Origin of the sequence: Algoriphagus yeomjeoni, from assembly GCF_049821175.1 — a bacterium.
Classification (GTDB): domain Bacteria; phylum Bacteroidota; class Bacteroidia; order Cytophagales; family Cyclobacteriaceae; genus Algoriphagus; species Algoriphagus yeomjeoni_A.
The window spans coordinates 2,844,369-2,861,793 of sequence record NZ_CP187512.1 but is presented as its reverse complement, the minus strand read 5'-3'; the positions used below and the strand labels follow the sequence as shown (position 1 = coordinate 2,861,793).

Annotated in this window: 12 protein-coding genes; 4 read left to right on the top strand and 8 right to left on the bottom strand. The window is 41.5% G+C overall.

The genetic code is table 11. The annotated features are described in order from the left end of the window. A complete protein-coding gene (locus tag ACPUEN_RS11415; protein WP_425635998.1) occupies positions 1-5,556 on the bottom strand; it encodes a gliding motility-associated C-terminal domain-containing protein in 5,556 nt (1,851 codons plus the stop codon). A gap of 82 nt (positions 5,557-5,638) precedes the next feature. Between ACPUEN_RS11415 and ACPUEN_RS11410 the strand changes: the two genes are divergently transcribed. Then, entirely contained in the window at positions 5,639-6,685 is a 1,047-nt protein-coding gene (locus ACPUEN_RS11410; RefSeq protein WP_425635997.1) for a PorP/SprF family type IX secretion system membrane protein, read from the top strand. 256 nt (positions 6,686-6,941) lie between these two features. On the opposite strand, the gene ACPUEN_RS11405 is transcribed toward ACPUEN_RS11410, so the two are convergent. Beyond that, the gene (locus ACPUEN_RS11405) at positions 6,942-8,363 is read right to left on the bottom strand and encodes a Gfo/Idh/MocA family oxidoreductase (RefSeq protein WP_425635996.1); all 1,422 of its coding nucleotides are present in this window, start codon (positions 8,361-8,363) and stop codon (positions 6,942-6,944) included. Positions 8,364-8,644: 281 nt separating this feature from the next. On the opposite strand from ACPUEN_RS11405, the gene ACPUEN_RS11400 reads away from it, so the two are divergent. Both ACPUEN_RS11400 and ACPUEN_RS11395 read left to right on the top strand, forming a co-directional pair. After that, positions 8,645-9,667 carry a ThuA domain-containing protein gene (locus ACPUEN_RS11400; protein WP_425635995.1) on the top strand — a complete coding sequence of 341 codons (1,023 nt, stop codon included), beginning with the start codon at positions 8,645-8,647 and terminating at the stop codon, positions 9,665-9,667. A 77-nt stretch (positions 9,668-9,744) separates the two neighbouring features. Beyond that, positions 9,745-10,596: a sugar phosphate isomerase/epimerase family protein gene (locus ACPUEN_RS11395; protein WP_425635994.1), complete on the top strand. Its 852-nt coding sequence runs from the start codon at positions 9,745-9,747 to the stop codon at positions 10,594-10,596. A 47-nt stretch (positions 10,597-10,643) separates the two neighbouring features. On the opposite strand, the gene ACPUEN_RS11390 is transcribed toward ACPUEN_RS11395, so the two are convergent. The 3 genes from ACPUEN_RS11390 to ACPUEN_RS11380 all read right to left on the bottom strand — a co-directional run bounded on the left by ACPUEN_RS11390 (position 10,644) and on the right by ACPUEN_RS11380 (position 13,568). Next, positions 10,644-11,306 carry a DUF2461 domain-containing protein gene (locus tag ACPUEN_RS11390; protein ID WP_425635993.1) on the bottom strand — a complete coding sequence of 221 codons (663 nt, stop codon included), beginning with the start codon at positions 11,304-11,306 and terminating at the stop codon, positions 10,644-10,646. 77 nt (positions 11,307-11,383) lie between these two features. Continuing rightward, on the bottom strand, positions 11,384-12,688 hold the full coding sequence (locus tag ACPUEN_RS11385) for an alpha/beta hydrolase family protein (RefSeq protein WP_425635992.1): 1,305 nt from the start codon (positions 12,686-12,688) through the stop codon (positions 11,384-11,386). 160 nt (positions 12,689-12,848) lie between these two features. Beyond that, positions 12,849-13,568 (bottom strand): TlpA family protein disulfide reductase, encoded by a 720-nt coding sequence (locus ACPUEN_RS11380; protein ID WP_425635991.1) that lies wholly within the window; start codon positions 13,566-13,568, stop codon positions 12,849-12,851. An 82-nt stretch (positions 13,569-13,650) separates the two neighbouring features. Between ACPUEN_RS11380 and ACPUEN_RS11375 the strand changes: the two genes are divergently transcribed. Then, positions 13,651-14,133, top strand: coding sequence for a GNAT family N-acetyltransferase (locus ACPUEN_RS11375; RefSeq protein ID WP_425635990.1), 483 nt, complete (start codon positions 13,651-13,653; stop codon positions 14,131-14,133). An 11-nt stretch (positions 14,134-14,144) separates the two neighbouring features. On the opposite strand, the gene ACPUEN_RS11370 is transcribed toward ACPUEN_RS11375, so the two are convergent. The 3 genes from ACPUEN_RS11370 to purD form a co-directional block, all read right to left on the bottom strand. After that, on the bottom strand, positions 14,145-14,600 hold the full coding sequence (locus tag ACPUEN_RS11370) for a gliding motility lipoprotein GldH (RefSeq protein WP_425635989.1): 456 nt from the start codon (positions 14,598-14,600) through the stop codon (positions 14,145-14,147). Further along, positions 14,593-15,993 (bottom strand): regulatory iron-sulfur-containing complex subunit RicT, encoded by a 1,401-nt coding sequence (gene ricT, locus ACPUEN_RS11365; protein ID WP_425635988.1) that lies wholly within the window; start codon positions 15,991-15,993, stop codon positions 14,593-14,595. Before ricT ends, ACPUEN_RS11370 begins: the two co-directional genes overlap by 8 nt. A gap of 133 nt (positions 15,994-16,126) precedes the next feature. Beyond that, complete coding sequence (gene purD / locus ACPUEN_RS11360; protein ID WP_425635987.1) at positions 16,127-17,413, bottom strand: phosphoribosylamine--glycine ligase; 1,287 nt, start codon at positions 17,411-17,413, stop codon at positions 16,127-16,129. Positions 17,414-17,425 lie beyond the last annotated feature (12 nt).

The following is a 17,425-nucleotide window of genomic DNA, read 5'->3' as shown; positions in this document are numbered from 1 at the left end:
CTATTGAATTACTGTAATCGCCTTGGTTAATTTTTGTGTTATGTTCTGGTCAGTACTGGTAAACTTCACAACTACCGCATATGTTCCGTTTGGCACAAATTCTCCTCTAACTTGTCCATCCCAAGGGCAGAAAGGTTGGCTTGGCTCAACATTTTCATGTTCACAATAAAAGATCAATTCACCCCAACGATTATAAATATAGACTTCCACATCATCAATGTATTCGTTTGCATAAAGGATAAAGTTTCTATTTGGGTCATTGAGCACTACGCCATTTGGAAAGACAATTTTCAATGAACAATCTTCCACTACATCAATGGTGGCCACATAGGCACAGCCTAAATTGTCAGAAACGGTAAGTTCATAGATCCCACCCTCAGTTGGGGTGAAAATAGGTGCCTGAGAGACTTCAACCCCGTTTAATTTCCAAGAGTAGTTATCGTATGTACCAGGATCAATAGTCTGAGTCACTCCTTCAATAGCACATATGGTGAATCCAGCAGGAACTACCGGAGGAATAATTGTCGATTTTGAAACTACTCCATTGGCACGGCCAAGTTCACAGCCTACGCTACTTCTGAGTAAAGCCTCATAAGTGCCTTCCTGGGAAACTTCAATAATTGGCAACCCATCAAAAGCAGTGATCCGAGTACGGGTACCATTCAGTACGGAGTACCATTCGATATCTGCCACGTTAGTCATATCCGCATCTACCGTTATAGTTGTGCTGGTTTGGTCCACACAGAAAGGAACAATATCAAGACTCACATCTACTCGCTGGGAAATAACTTCTGCAGTGAAAGATTTTTTGTCCACTGGGCATAACCCACCCGCTACTGGCTGAACTTCCAAGGTGTAATCACCAGATCTGCTAGGAACAAAAATCTGTCTTCTTCCCACAATCACGCCTAATTCGTCTTTCCAAAGGAAAATCACATCCGCCGGATCAGCATTGTTCAAAATAGCCTCATATTGAATTCCTACCTGGCAGTCCACTACTGGTGGTGAAATCTCAAAATCTATTGGCTGTGTAATGTTAGCCACAACCGTTTCTTCTCTTGGACAATTTATGCCAGTTGGATCTTCGCCTCTAACCGAATAGGTGTCGGAAAGGGTGATTGTAAACTCTCCATTTGCGTCTGGAGTGATTACGGTTCCACCTGAATTTGTCACTGTATAGTTCAAGGCATCAGGCGAAGTAGGAATGAATGTGAAGCTTTCGCAGGCTGTTAAGTCAGAAGGAACCGAAAATACTACTTCAAATTTCTGAGCTATATTATAAATCGTTGGGTCAGGGATAGCGCAACCAGTTGGATCCTGGATCTCTACTGCGTAATCTCCATAAGGAACCAAAATATCAAACTGACTGGTATTAGTAAATGTCCCTTGGAAAGTCTGCCCGTCACCTTGCCGAGTTACCGTATAAGAGCCAGATTGAGGAGGATTGGTGAAGTTAATAGTCAACATGCCGTTTTGAACGCCAGATGGTCCACAAATTTCCTCAGTAGGCGTGACTGTATATTCAAATCCTACCGGAGGATTACTGTTCTCTACAGTGACACTTCCGGTATAGGTACAGCCAAAACTATTTTCGGCTTCAATAGTATAAACTCCAGGCAGAACACCTGTTACTTGAACAGAACTTCCAGCGGTTACATTGGAGAAAGTGTCCCCAGTCTCAAGCACAGTCAAAGTGGAAGCATCTGATTGCATGGTGATCTCAAATGATCCATCAGGAGTATTACAATCTGTTGCCGGGGTAGTTTGAATTGCTGTGAAAATAGGCAACTCATTCACCAATAGATCTAATTTTTTCTCAACTATGCATCCTTCCAAAATTGGGTCTTGGGTAACGAAAATGATTTCGTATTGGCCAGGACCAGGAAGTGAATTGATAAACAATTCTAGTTCGAAAAACTCTCCTAATGCAACTCTGTTTGGATCGCCATTCAGCTCGTAAAACCATTCTCCTGTGATAGGGGTGTTTGGCGCAAATGTTACTGAAGTCTCTTCATAACAAACTTCCGTGGCTGTCTGAGTTAGGTCAAATTCGAATGCTGGGCCTACAAAAATTTCAGCCGTAGAAGGACAGGTTTCATAGAGTAGGGCTTCATCTTCAGAAAGGCCATCTGGCAGTCTATAGCTAACACTTACTGTGTAGATGCTTTCTTCGTCAACGGTGATTGTATTAGAATCGACGTCTCCAAAAACTTGTCCAGCAGCATTAGTCCACTCGAAATCATACAAGCCTTCAGCAGGATCATACCCATCTATAGCAGTCAGAGTGACAGGGTTACCTGCACAAAGGGTAGCATCATCTGCTAAAGTCAATTCTGGTGGAGCTTCTACCAAAATCTCTGTGGTCGCTCTGAAATACTCAGCATCACCACATCTATCCACTCTAAGTTCTACGGTATAAGTACCTGGATTATTAAATATTTGATCCAAATTCTGGAATTCATCTCCCGGTCCGCCGTAATTGCTGCGAATAATTGTACCGTCATCCTGATTGGTAATAGTCCAGAAATAGCTATCAATATCTGGTTCTCCACCACCTTCTAATAGTGCTCCAGCCCCTAGCTCAGGATCAAGACAAAGTCTGGCAGGTGCAGCTAGACTTGGTTCGGGAATTGAACTTCCTGAGTTTTGGACAAAGGATGGTAATCCAAGATTTGAGGTACCTGGCATGGCCTCTACACCATCTTGAGTAAAGGTACTTTGCGAATTACAACCTGAACCTACATTGATTTGACCAATTCTATTATCGCCTACTACAGCAACATAGATCTGGCCATTTGGTCCAATTTGCAATGCACCAAGATCAAGTCCCCCTGTATCGCTAATTTGATTTTTAGTGCTGATAATACAAGCTTCTATTTGCGCTCTTGTACTTGCTCCATTGAAGCAGGTTGGGCAAACAGCTGCATCCGGATCGCCGTCATTTTCATTTGCCTTAATTATGAATTCTTCAATTCCTGGACCGCCATTTCTATAGGAGACTAAGATTCGCTCCCCATCCTCGGAGAACTCCATTCCATACACATCTCCATCACAGCCAAGATCAATTCTTGCGTATTCGGTCATTTCTCCAGTATCACTATCGAAATCAAAAATTTCTAATTTATTACATCCACCTTCAGAAATGGTCACAGCAATTTGATCGCCATCAGAATTAAACTTCATAGTACCAACGCCAGAATTGAAGCCGTGATCAGATCCTACAGAACTCAAAACTGGTTGACCAATGCCTTGTGCAGATACTGGGTACGCTCGGAATGTATTGTTTCCGAGTTCGTGAAATACAACCCAAGTAGTATCTCCCGCATCCAAAGCTGCAGTATGCTCTGAGGATGGACTGAAAAGGAAATTATCTTTGGTGACGACATTTCCAACACCCGTTGGATTTTCTGATTTGATATCTACCAAAGAGTATTTCGCCTCGTTGGTTCCATTTGCCGAAAGTTGTGTTGTGAACAAGTAGAAAAGCGTTTCTTCTCCTGGAACAGGCACAGCGATTACTCCTTGGCTGCTGGAATTATCTCCGCCAATGTCCTCGCCATTTTCCATTAAATCTCCATTGAGATCCCAAACTGATTCGCCATCTGTGTAGAACAGTACTTGGCCTGCCTGATCGGATATAGTAGTAGTTCCAGCTGGTATGTTTTGAGGATGCCTCGATGCTATTGGTCTCGGAGTCGGAGCATCAGGATCGTCTGGATCAGGGTTGAAATCAAGTCCTGCTCCATCACCAAAGTACCAGATATTATTTGTCTGATCCTGGACATCCCACATCTTGACACGAATCTCAGCATAAGCGTAGCAGGAAGTTCCTGGTTCACGTACCAAAACCCAATACAGACCTGGAGAACAAACTTCATTGGCTTCTTCTCCGATCCATCCCTGATCACGCTTATTGGACCAGAAGTATTCATAATTCTCCCCACCACCTTGCCCACTACCAACTCCACCTCCGCCACCGGCGCCACCATCTTCTTCTCCTGCCTGAGCAGATAGTAAAGGGCTTAGATCTATGCAAGTTTCACACAAAGTGGTGTCTTGTGGAGAAAAATTAGCTTGAAGGTTATTTTCAGTTAAGGTAATGGTATGGTTTGCAGATAGTGTGGAACTATCGGCAAAGGTTACATCCAGCGTCACGTTTAGACTTTGTCCTGACGCAGCATCTGCAGGAATCAAAAAATGCTCCTGTGCATAGTCAGCTGGCAAAGCATTACCTGTGGAGTCTGTAAGTGGAGGGTCAAAATTCCATGCAAAACTTACCGGTCTATAGTTCTCAGGAGTGAGCACTGATGTTAGTTGAATTGGATTGTTCGCACAAGGCATTTCTGGATCCCATGTAAAATCTACAGTAGGAGTAATATCTGCATTTGGAGCAAAAGTTGGGAATACTGTCCCGCAGAAATCTACCCCAGCAAAAGGGTCTTCCTCAACTTCCACCAGAGTCAAATCAGTTTCGTTTGGATTCGTTACTTTCCCTATCATTTGCGGGCCACCATCTACCTCTTCATAGATATAATAAATATTTCCGTCTGGTCCCGCTTTGATATCATATACTGCGAAAATCCCAGTAGGTGGCGTTCCTGGTCCAACAATTGGCATTACTTCTGGAGTGCCAGAAAGGTCTGAAACAGGAACTCTAAAAAGCGAATCTCCAGCTGAATAATAAATGTAATTACCATCAGGAGAGAATTCCGCTCCACCATAGTCACCATTTCCAGAAGATTGAGATATTGGAGTTGGTGAACCAAAAGTCCCACTACTAGTATTAAAGTCCAATACCAAAATAGGGTCAGTATTGGATTCAGGTATGATGATTAACTGACTAGTCTCCTCATTAAAAACGATCTGTTTTGGAGTGGAGGAAATAGCCTGATTGTCTGTAACAGTGAAACTTCCCTCACCAGAGTCAATACTTCTAGAAATTAGATTTCCGTTGTCAAAGCTGATCAGGTAGGATGGTGAAGCTGGCGTTTTTACAACTAAAATAGCTCCAGATCCATTGCCTATTACATTGTCGCTTGAGGTGATTTCACCCAAAGGTCGTTCATTTCCAGTTGCTTGGCCTGGGGCATTCATATCCACTACTGCATATTGAAGCTCTCCTCCCAGCGAGAGATAGAAAATATAAAAAAGCTTGTTTCCATCTGGATCATATTCTAAGAAGCCAGTTGCTACCTGCTGTACACCGTCAATATTACCATTCAGCCCTGAGCCAACTCCTTGGATAGGATTTTGACTAAAGTCGTAAACTAATTCCCCATTGGTAAGAAAAAGAGGTTGTCCAGTGATAGGGTCAATCGCAAGAGCAGAATTGTTTTTTGTAAAGACAATTGATCCCGGAATAGACTGTACGTTAGGCGAGTTTCCTTTTCCGAAGGATAAATAATTATTTTCCGTAGATCCACCACAATACCCAAAAATCCACTCATTGTCATTAAATCCCTGCGAATACACCGCGGTATTAAATACAAAAGTTGTAAATAGGAGGGTAATCGTAAAAATGTAGGGTAACCTTATGGAATTAGGGCTGCTTTTCATAATTTTCGAACTGCTTCTAAAACAACATACGTTCTGTAACGTTGAAGAAGCCTACTGAATATTCAAATTAACGAACAAATACTTGTTACGGTCTCTGGTTTACGTTGTTTTTCTTTGTGTGGTTGGACTATTTGTTGGGAGTAATGCTTATGCACAGGATCCGCAATATAGCCAATATTACGCGGCACCACTTTACTTAAATCCAGCATTCGCTGGATCTGAGTTGACTGGACGTGTTGGATTCAACTATAGAAACCAATGGCCAAGTATTGATGCTCAGTTCACAACATTTTCTGCTTACTACGATACCTACCTGAATGATTACAACTCAGGTATAGGTGTAATGGTTATGCAAGATACTGAGGGAGCATCCAAACTTCGGTCTACTACCATTTCAGCCATTTATTCTTACGAGTTGAAGCTTGGAGAAAAAACTTTTTTCCGCCCAGGTTTTCAGGCTAGCTATATCCGAAGAGAAATTGGGTTTTATGAAAATCTCATTTTCGCCAATCAAATCAATCCAAACGACCCCTTTGGCCCTATTTTCCCAGGAACAGATATTGCTGGCTTAGGTGATCCGGTTAATATGCTTTCACTTAGTTTTGGCGGATTGTTTTTTACGGAAGATTTTTGGGTTGGTGGGTCTGCACATCATGTGAACCAGCCGAATCAATCTTTTATTGACGGCGATAGTCCTTTACCTGTAAAGTTCTCAGCACATGCAGGCTATAGAATAAATCTGGGAGAAGGTTCTATGCGAGGTGATTTCACCCATATCAGAAAACAACGCTATTTGACTCCAACCATCAATTACAAGAAGCAAGGGCCATTTGAGCAGCTGGATGTCGGAGCTTATTTTTATGTAGAGCCTATAGTATTTGGACTTTGGTATAGAGGTTTGCCTTACAAAAAAGTAGAAGAGCAAAGTAATCGAGATGCGATCGTGATGATGGTAGGGTTGAACTTACTCTCAGGACTGAATGTAGGCTACAGCTTCGATTACACGGTTTCTCAGCTAGGCATTCAATCTGGCGGAGCACACGAGTTGAGCTTATCTTGGACCTTACCAAATAGTAATCAAGGCCAACCACGAAGAAGAGACACATTGCTTCCTTGCCCTAAGTTCTAACAAAGTATCCCGGGAAATCATTGTTTTTTTCTCGCGGCGACGCAACGGCGCGGGGAGTTATATGTCATTTGAGTTTTCTTGAATCTCGAATGTTTTGTCCTGAAAATATTTCTTATGAGATTTTGCGATACGATAAAGGTAAACCTGTTACGGGAGATGTTTTCGCTGCGTCGCAGCCCCGTCGCGAGAAATTTTTTCCCATAAAAAAAGCTGAAACGATCTCTCGTTCCAGCCTTTGGCGTTAAGCTAATCGTAATTACAGTGTATAGAACTCTTCCCAACCTTTTCTTGGGGCTTCACCAGTTAGTAGCTGATTTGCAAGTGGGTTGTTCGTGATGCGTTGAGTTTCTCTATCAAACTTCAAGGTGGTATTTAATTGCTGTGCCAATACCCCTAAGCAGAATACTTGACTAAGTGGACCTGCTATTTCAAATCTAGAACGAGTTTCCTCCTCTCCTTTACAAGCTTTCAGGAAGTTAGCAAAGTGGTTTGATGGACTTTCAGGTACTTCAGGTAGTTTACTTGCCATGTCTTTGGCTTTTTCTTCTCCGATTATCGAGAGTGTACTTCCATGTGATCCACCTTTGAAAGTAAGATCTTTACCATAAATAATTTTCCCTGGATTCAACTTTGCAGGCTGAATTTGACCTGTACTTGCAGCTGGAATATCAGCATTCAATTCTGAGGTTCCATAGTCAGCAGGTACTGGTGGCACATTATCCACCCCATCATACCAGGTCATAGTCAAAGGCGGCATATCACCACGCTCAGGGAATTTGAATGCTAAAGTTGATGACATTGGGAAGAAGAAAGGATTGTGACCTCGGAGCATCACTGGATCTACTTCATAAGGCAATCCTAATTCAAGAAATTCATGTGCAGTATCCATAGTATGTGCACCCCAATCTCCTAGCGCGCCCATGCCGAAGTCGTACCAACATCTCCATTGGCCATTGATAAAATCTTTATTGTAGTCGTGTTCGGACCGAGCCATCAGCCAAGTATCCCAATCGAGCGTGGATGGCATTGCTTCAGCTTTTGGAAAGCTTTGCATATTTACATCCCAACCATGCCATCTTCTTGGGCTGTTCATATGAGCCGTCACTGCGGTCACATCCTTGATAATACCAGCTTCTTTCCAAGCTTTGAATTGGAAGTAATTGCCTTCTGAGTGACCTTGGTTACCCATTTGAGTCACTACCTTATGCCTTTTGGCACTGTCCATCATAAGAGTTACCTCATTGAATGTACGGGCCATTGGCTTTTCGGTATAGACATGCTTCCCTTCAGACATAGCAAGCATGGTGATTGGGAAGTGAGAGAAATCTGGAGTTCCCACAGTGATTGCTTCAAACCCATTTCCAAACTCATCAAACATTCTTCTGAAATCTTTGAATCGCTTAGCATTTGGGAATTTCTCCATCATCGCAGTAGTATGGGGCGCGCCCATATCTACATCACAAAGGGCTACGATATTGCAGAGCCCAGTTTCATAAAGTGCATTCATAATTTGAGCACCACGGTTACCTATCCCACAGCAAGCAAGGTTGACCTTATCGCTCGGAGCTATATGTCCCATAGATTTGCCTAGTACTGAGGAAGGAACTATAGAGATCCCACTAAATCCTAATGCGGCTAGTGAGCCAGTTTTGAGAAAATTTCTTCTGTCCGTTTTCATGAGTTTATTGTTGTTTTTATATCACCCGCTGAGATCTCGCATGCTTAAATATCATTCCGGGGTTTGTCCGAGACGATCTGCTTGATTTCATGTTTTTAGGGTATTTGAGTATTGTAAATTGATTTTCGAATGAGAAAGTAGGTATTTTTTATTGCTAGTCTTTCTATATCTATGTTGAAAGGCTAAAGAATTAACGGAATCGATACCGAAATAGAAATTTGGAAACAGGACGAAAACACTTGAAAGTTTTACTATTTTCCCAATTCATTCCCTTAAATACTATGAAAATCTCACCTCCCAAAAAATCTGCATTTTTATTGATTTTAATTGCTGTCTTATCAATTTCCTGTGTTTCAGCTCAAAACGGTCAAACCTTTTTACAATTCAATGGTAAAAGTGGGCCTGGCCAAGGTAAGAATGTAGTCCTTATATCAGGAGATGATGAGTACAGGTCCGAGGAGTCCATGCCGATGATGGCAAAAATTCTTTCAGAGCACTTTGGTTTTAACACTACTGTATTATTCCCTATCGAGCCTGAAACCGGTAATGTTGTCCCTAGCTATCAAAATAACATTCCTGGTTTGGAGCATCTAAAGCAGGCTGATCTCGTGATTATGCTTATTCGTTTTCGAGACCTTCCAATGGATCAAATGAAACACTTGGAAGACTATTTCAAATCAGGAAAACCTTTTATCGCACTCAGAACTTCTACTCATCCTTTTGCTATAAAAGATCAAAACTCTCCTTTTGCTAAATGGACTTGGAACAGCAAAGTGCCTGGCTGGGAAGGTGGCTTTGGTCAGCAAATTGTTGGTGAAACCTGGGTAGCACACCATGGTATCCACAAATCTGAGGGTACAAGAGCATTGATCGATGGAGTTGACCGTGATGCTGATCACCCGATATTGAGAGGAGTTGATGATATCTGGGCTCCAACCGATGTTTACTCGATAAAGAATTTACCATCTTCTGCCAACGTACTTCTGTTCGGTCAATCTACAGCTGGAATGACTCCTGAATCCCCGTTGATGTGGGATAAGTCAATTATGCCAATTGCCTGGACAAAGGAGTATTCGCTTGACGGTGGGAAAACTGGGAAAGTACTGGGCAGTACTCTAGGATCTTCCATTGATTTTCAAGTGGAGGATATGCGTCGCTTGATCGTGAATGCTTCCTTTTGGTTATTGGATATGCCTGAGGTGATTACTTCTGAATTGTCAGTAGATATTGTGGGCAACTATGAGCCGACTATGTTTGGCTTTGATAGCTTTAGGAAGGGAATGAAGGTTAGTGATTTTAAGTAAAAAATAAGTCCACAGACCACAGTCAACGGTCGACCGAAATTTGGCAGTGGACTGTGGTCAGTTTGCAAAAATAAACTATGAACAAAATAGGATTCAATGTGCTGGCATGGTCGGCAGAGATGTCAGAGGCACTATTGCCAGTTCTCGATCGCCTGAAAAAGATTGGGTACGATGGAGCTGAGTTTTTTATCGGAGGTTCGCCTGAAGAATCCTTCAAGTTGGTGGGAAAACATTGTGCTGACATAGGACTTGAAGTGACTGCAGTCACGGTGATGGGGCCGGAGCAAAATCCAATTTCTCCAGATGCCACCGTGCGTAAAGCAGCAAGTGAGCAACTAAAATGGGTAATTGACAGAGCTCATGATCTCAATTCACAAGTGCTTTGTGGGCCGTTTCATTCGGGATTCACTGTTTTTGCGTCTAGAGAACCAATCGAGGATGAATACAATTGGTCAGCTGAAGTGCTCAGTGGGGTTGGGGATTATGCCAAAGATGCTGGGGTTTTATTGACCCCAGAGGCATTAAACCGCTTCGAATGTTACCTATGTAATACGATGGAGCAGCTTTCTTATTTATTGAAGAAAGTCGATCACTCGAATGTAAAAGCAATGTTTGATACCCATCATGCGAATATTGAGGAGAAAAAGCTCGGAGATGCAATTAAGTTTATTGCTCCACAATTGGGGCACTTTCATATTTCTGAAAATGACAGAGGAACCCCAGGTTCCGGTCATGTGAATTTTGATGAAACGTTTAAAGCGCTTGCAGAAGTGAATTATAAGGGCTGGTTGACTATCGAAGGCTTTACCAGAAATGATCCCGCTTTTGCAAATTCTATAGGCGTGTGGAGAAACTTCTCTGAACCATGGGATATGGCAGAGAATGGTTATAAGCTGATCAAAGGAATGGGGGAGAAGTACGGATTGTAAGATTTGATAGACCAAGGAAACTTGCTTTTGTGCCTTATTGAGATCCTCTAGGCTATTAATTCCCCATTGTGATTTGTAGTAAGCACTTCACTCATGTAATCAAAAAATGGGCGCATAGCTAAAAATGTCAGAATGACTTCGCCCATAAAATTCTCAGATAAAACCTCTTTATCTGAGAATTTTCTTTTTACTACAAATTGCTTTCTCTTAATCAAATCAATTGCAGGATGATCTTTATCGAAGCCTTTTGGAGCGTTTTTTACAGCGTCTTCCCCTTGGAGTTCTTCGAAGTATTTCACAAATGTATTCTCTGAAGTTATCTCCTGAATTTCTCTAGTATCCGTTTCAAATTCCTTTCGAATATTTAGCAGATCGTCTTTGTTTGGAGCCCAAAAGCCTCCTCCAACAAAACTATTATTTGGTTCTAACTGAATGTAATAACCACCTCTTAGCAAGGGTTTTGTTCGGGAGTATCCAGCTCCGAAGTTGGTCTTATAGGGAGTTTTATCTTTTGAGAAGCGAACATCGCGGTAGATTCTGGAAATGTGAATTCCGGATAAACTATCGTGGTTTTGCAGTTCCGTATAAATCTTGTTGAAATACGCTTTGTTTGCCTTTGCAATCAAATCGTACTCAAGTTTATGCTCAATAAACCACTCCCTGTTGTTATTTTCTTTTAGCAATTTGAGAAATTCAAAACCTCTTTTCATAATAGTATTAAAGCACTTTTTTCATAAGAAAGATCAACATTCTAATTTGAAAAAGGATTGAGGCAGAATTACAGTAGTTAGTTTTTAGGACTTTGGTGATCCAACTCTAATCCAACTGTAGTTCTTGGCTTAAATCCTGGCCATTCCTTCTTTTCTGGATTTGCATTCACATCCATATAGGATTTGTAGTCTTCATTTCCTTTCAGGTAGTATCCAAGAAATGCAGTAACAAAGTGTTGGTTGATATTATTGATTCTACGCATATCCCAAACGGAATCAGCATATCTCAAATATTCATCGATTGGTCTTCCTAGCTCAAGCGCTTCAGCTGGTGGAGGGTTAGGAGCAGTGTTATGTCGAGCGTCAATATATGTGAGAAGGTATCTCTCTGAGTTGACAGCCCCTTCATAGATGGCTTTTGTCCCTTCCTCATAGCCGGAGATATCATCCTTACTTCCTGCTATGAATAGCGAAGGGATCTTAATTCCAGCCAAACCTTCTGCATTCCAAACACCACGTTGCATTCCCCAAGGAGCAAAAGCAACGATCACTTTGATTCGTGGATCGATGGATGCCTCAAATTCAGGATTGCCAACCGAGCGTCTCAGCAAAGCTTTACTTCCTCCAGTCATGCCTGTGAATAGTTGGACAGCTTGTGGGCTATAGCCTGCACCTGCTACATTCACCGCGCCGTAGCCACCCATCGAATAACCAATTAGTGCGGTGTTATCAGCATTGACAACACCTTTCAAAAATGAGCCTTCCTCATTACCCAACCTTGCTATTTCATTCAGCACAAAAAGATCATCAAGAGATCTGTTTAGGAGCGTACTTTGAAATCCAGCCGCATCTCTGAATGTGGCTTCGGTGTGATCTATTGCTACTACTACATAGCCTTTGGATGCGAGATTTTCAGTGAGGTAAGTCATCAAATATCTAGAACCAGTATATCCGTGCGATACAATTACCAGTGGAAAAGGGGCGCTTGAGTTGGCTGATTTAGCATTTCTTGTCGCTCTACCTAGAAAAGTGAAGGGAATAAGAGGTCGAGTTGGCGATCCATTCTGCCCCATTACTTCATCATAAGAAATTAATTCATTTGAATTCGCAGTTGCGGGATACCAGATTTCCACCTTCAAAGGTCTATTATAAAGGGAATCTCCTCCCTTGCCATAATTCAGAATATCGATCTGATTCGGATTTATTAAATCTAAGGTCTGAACTCCAACGGAATACTCACCTCGTGCTGCCAATTCTGGCGCATCTGGCAATAAATCTCCATAGACAAAAGGTTTTGGAGAGGATTGTCCAAAGCTGATGGATAAGGAGCTTAATACGAAAAGGTGAGTTAGAATTAAAGCAAAAAGGCCCTTGTTGTTCATCTCTTGAGTTAATTTTGGTTTATTGTTTCAAGATAAGAAATGAAATTTTAACAAAGGTATTTTCTAAGGAATGGCGATTGTGTCCTCGAATCTAGAGGTTAACCTCTAAAAATAAGATTTGGGGTTTTACAAACTTTTTTAAATTCTTAGCAAATGTGGACTAGGGATGAATCAATGATTGAATTTCTGAATAGCTATCCTTATCTAAATATGAAACCACATTTTGAGATGGATCTATCAAAATGGTGGTAGGCATTCTGGTTATGTGATATTTTGCAAAGAAGCCTTGGCCATCACCGACTAAATGAATCACATCAGAAAACATACTTAACTCTCTATCAATGTTTTCCTTTGTATCCAAAGAACATAAAACAGTAGTTAGGTTCCCTGACTTAGAAATTTTATTGATGACTTTTGAAAAGGAAACGTAGTTATCTATATCCATTTTATCTGCAAAAAAATCAAATCTAACAATCACCCATTTTCCCAACATTTCCTCTGAGGAGATCTCTTTATTATCTATAGTTGTGAAAACAAAGTCAGGAAATTTTTGTCCAACTTGAGGTTGGAGTGCTGGATCTCTTTGAGAGTAATTTTTGCTTGGTTCATCTGGGTCGTACAGGAATTTTTCTGGATTTCCGTATTTATCATAAATTTTATCTAAGCCGATGGTCGGGTTTTCTTTTATCATTTTCGAGAACTCTTCCATGGAGATAGGCTCTCCAGTTTTCGCATTAAATAATTTATCCTCTAGGGAATGGCGGACGGTAGTTGAAACTTTTGTGACTGTTACATTTTGATCTTGAACTAGGGAAGATTCTTTTGAACAAGAAATTAAGGCAATAAAAAGGCAGGAGATGAAAAGTCTTTTTTTAATCATAGGATGTGTTTTCTGCTTTTAAGATAGTTATTTAGATAAACTATTCTATAAGTTTTTGTATTTTTTCCATAAACTGTTCGAATTGATTCCATCAGAAATTTACATTCATCCTATGATCACACTTACTCGTACTGATTCCTCCAATCCTGATTTTGTAGCTTTAGTAAAGCAACTCGATGCCTATTTAGCTGAAAAGGATGGTAGAGAGCATGATTTTTACAATCAATTCAATAAGATCGTTAATCTGAGGAATGTGGTGGTTTGCTATGCAAATGGGATTCCAATGGCATGCGGTGCGATTAAGGAATTTGATAAAGACTCCATGGAGGTAAAGCGGATGTTTACACAGCCAGATGCCAGAAGCAAGGGACTGGCTTCGCGGGTGTTGTCTGAACTGGAGAGTTGGGCTGCCGAATTAGGCTATAAAAAATGTGTGCTCGAAACTGGAAAACGGCAAGTGGAAGCAGTAGAATTCTATAAAAAGAAAGGGTATTCCATCATCCCAAATTATGCGCAATACGTTGGGGTTGAGAATAGCGTTTGTTTTCAGAAAGGTCTGAAATAGCCGTTAATAATTTATTTCAAAATCTTAATCCCAACTGCTTCCACGCCTGGCAATAAGTCCTGCCTCATGTATTGCAACAGCGTAACACTCTTGGTATTTTGATCAAATAGGAAAGGAAGTGTATCGTAGCGCGTGTAAGAATTTCCAAATCCTTCACCAAGGGGTTCACCGGATTTAGGGTCGAATAAGATCAAATTCACTAGCTTATTGTCCAGAATTACACCAGCAGAATCTTTGCTAATTACTCTCATATAGCAATTAGAAAAAGCATATTCCTCGTTAAACTTCACTGCGACTAGATCAGGCGTATTGATGAGCTCCACATCCTGAAGGTCGAAAACAAGACTATCTGTAATACTCCAATTTTGATTTGGGAGGCTATGAAAATCCTCGTAAATGCGCCCGTCTGTGCAGGCAGCAGTTACGAGGATAAGAACTATAAAAAGGTAATGTTTAACCTTATTCATTCCCTGGTTTATTTGGATTAGGACCTTGGTTTTTTCTTGGTGGAAATCTCTTCTTCGCTTGTGGTTTTGGCTTAGCGTCATTTGTACTAGCATTTCCTGCATTACCTTCAGCTGGTTTTGGCTTCTGTACATTTTGCCTCTTGGGAGGTCCACCCTTTGCTTTTGGCTGCTGAGGTTGAGTTGCTGGTGTTTGTCCAGCATTTGCATCAGGATTTCTAGGCTTATTTCTGTTCTTGTTCCTGCGCTTTTTAGGCTGATCTCCAGCTGGTCTTGGACCCTGATTAGCATTCTGCTGAGCTTCAGGTTTGTTTGGTTTAGAATCAGGTTTATTCGATCCTTGTTGATTTCTGTTTCCGCCTGAATTTCTATTTTGTGGACGTGGCTTTTTCTTGCGTTTAGGGCTAGAAGACGCAAACTTTTTATCTAAAAGCTCAAGTTCTCTAGTTGATTTAGCTGCTAAATCTTCAATTTCTGAAGCTTCATTATATTGAAGGGTAAAGACTTTTTTTCCTTTTTCGTTGATTTCAAGGATCTCCTTCACTCGCTCACAAGTGATGCTATGCCAGTCGTTATCATTGTTGTAGCTAAACCACATCAGCTTACGGAAAATATCCGTTTTCTGAAGTTTTGCTGGGCCTGACTCTGTCTGAAGAGGACGATCTATAGATGGAATGTCTTTGATAGCATCTATGTACGTATCCAACTCATAATTGAGACAGCATTTAAGTCTACCGCATTGACCACTTAATTTACCTGGGTTTAGAGAAAGGTTCTGATATCGTGCTGCAGATGTGCTGACATTTTTGAAGTCAACCAGCCAAGTAGAACAGCATAGTTCTCTTCCGCAAACGCCAATTCCGCCAAGTCTTCCAGCTTCTTGTCGTAGGCTGATTTGGCGCATTTCTACTCTGATTCTGAATTCTCCTGCCAGTGCTTTGATCAATTCACGGAAATCAACACGGTCATCTGCAGAATAGTAGAAAGTAGCTTTGGAGTTATCTGCCTGATATTCAACATCGGACATTTTCATTTTCAGCCCAAATTCTTCGACTATCTGACGGCATCGATAAAGCGTTGGGATTTCCCGGTTTTGGGCTTCTCCCCACTTTTCCATGTCTTTTTGATTTGCGACACGGTATATTCTCAGGATTTCGTCGTCATTCCTGATTTTTCTTTTTTGCATTTGCAGACGAACAAGTTCGCCCTGCAGGGAAACATAGCCGATGTGATGCCCGCTTGGGACGTCTACAACGACAGGGTCACCGGTATTTAAGGCGAGAAAATCTACATTTCGAAAGTACTCTTTTCTTCCTCCTTTGAATTTTACTTCTACTATATCAAAGTTGTCTACCTCGGGAATTCCCATGTGAGACAGCCAATCGAAAACATTCATTTTATTACAATCACTCGTCCCGCAGGTGCCGTTACTTTGACAGCCTCCGGTTCCTCCTGAGGAGGTTGAGCATGTGCTACATCCAGACATAATATATAGACAGGGACTAAGCCCTGATTAGTTTTGGGTTTAATTACATTAAGTTCAAGATATCCATTCCGATATCCTTGCGGTAGTAGGCTTGATCCCAATTGATCCCTTTTACGGTTGTGAAGGCATTGCTCAAGGCTTCCTGCAATGATTCCCCTTTTCCTGTTACAGCGATTACCCGACCACCTTGGTTGACTAATTCTCCTGATTCATTTCTTCCAGTACCTGCATGGAAAATCTCCGCTCCCTGCACCGTATCAGGCAGAGAAATAACTTTTCCTTTTTCATATGACCCTGGATATCCACCACTAACCATTACTACGGTAGTCGCATAGTCAGGAGAGATTTTTAATTCATAAGAATCCAGGGTTCCAGTGCCGATGCCATGAAGCAAAGCCAAAAAGTCACTTTCAATTCTAGGAAGTACAGCTTCTGTCTCCGGGTCGCCCATACGCACGTTATATTCGATGACGTGTGGCTCTCCATCTTTATTCATCAGGCCAATGAATAGGAATCCTTTGTAAGGGATATTCTCTTTTGCGAGACCTTCTACGGTAGGCTTAACTACTTTTTCTTCTACTTTAGCCATAAAGGCCTCATCTGCGAAAATAACTGGGCTCACAGCACCCATTCCTCCTGTATTTAATCCTGTATCTCCTTCTCCGATTCGCTTATAATCTTTCGCCTCCGGCAAAATCTTATAATTTTTCCCATCAGTAGCGACGAAAACAGAAAGCTCGATTCCAGTCAAAAACTCTTCAATTACAACCTTCGAAGAAGCCTCACCAAACTTCTGATCCAAAAGCATTTCCTTCAACGAATTTTTTGCTTCCTCTAAAGTTAAACAGATAAGCACGCCTTTGCCGGCAGCTAGGCCATCTGCTTTTAATACAATCGGAAGACTTTGCCTATCCAAATAAGTAAGCCCTTCTTCCAACTGATCTGCGGTGAATGTCTCATAGGCTGCCGTCGGGACATTATTACGCTGCATAAAGCGTTTCGAAAAGTCCTTGCTACCTTCCAATGTAGCCCCTAATTGGGAAGGTCCCACAACGGGAATTGCAGCAGTTTCAGGTTGGTTTTGAAGGTAATCGACGATGCCTTTTACTAAAGGCTCTTCCGGTCCTACGACTACTAGGCTAATGTTTTTGGAAGTGATAAAATCTTTGATTCCGTCAAATTCTGTGATGCTGAGATTGACATTGGTTGCTATGCTTTCGGTGCCGGCATTGCCTGGAGCTACATATAATTGGGTACAATCGGTGCTTTGTACAATCTTCCAAGCGAAAGCATGTTCTCTGCCTCCGCTCCCTAATAAGAGTATATTCATTGACTCAATTCA

Bases quoted from the DNA above. Each gene is read 5' to 3' on its own strand.
- ACPUEN_RS11415 (WP_425635998.1), bottom strand. From the start codon at position 5,556: ATGAAAAGCAGCCCTAATTCCATAAGGTTACCCTACATTTTTACGATT.
- ACPUEN_RS11405 (WP_425635996.1), bottom strand. From the start codon at position 8,363: ATGAAAACGGACAGAAGAAATTTTCTCAAAACTGGCTCACTAGCCGCA.
- ACPUEN_RS11400 (WP_425635995.1), top strand. From the start codon at position 8,645: ATGAAAATCTCACCTCCCAAAAAATCTGCATTTTTATTGATTTTAATT.
- ACPUEN_RS11395 (WP_425635994.1), top strand. From the start codon at position 9,745: ATGAACAAAATAGGATTCAATGTGCTGGCATGGTCGGCAGAGATGTCA.
- ACPUEN_RS11390 (WP_425635993.1), bottom strand. From the start codon at position 11,306: ATGAAAAGAGGTTTTGAATTTCTCAAATTGCTAAAAGAAAATAACAAC.
- ACPUEN_RS11385 (WP_425635992.1), bottom strand. From the start codon at position 12,688: ATGAACAACAAGGGCCTTTTTGCTTTAATTCTAACTCACCTTTTCGTA.
- ACPUEN_RS11380 (WP_425635991.1), bottom strand. From the start codon at position 13,568: ATGATTAAAAAAAGACTTTTCATCTCCTGCCTTTTTATTGCCTTAATT.
- ACPUEN_RS11370 (WP_425635989.1), bottom strand. From the start codon at position 14,600: ATGAATAAGGTTAAACATTACCTTTTTATAGTTCTTATCCTCGTAACT.
- ricT (WP_425635988.1), bottom strand. From the start codon at position 15,993: ATGAATGTTTTCGATTGGCTGTCTCACATGGGAATTCCCGAGGTAGAC.
- purD (WP_425635987.1), bottom strand. From the start codon at position 17,413: ATGAATATACTCTTATTAGGGAGCGGAGGCAGAGAACATGCTTTCGCT.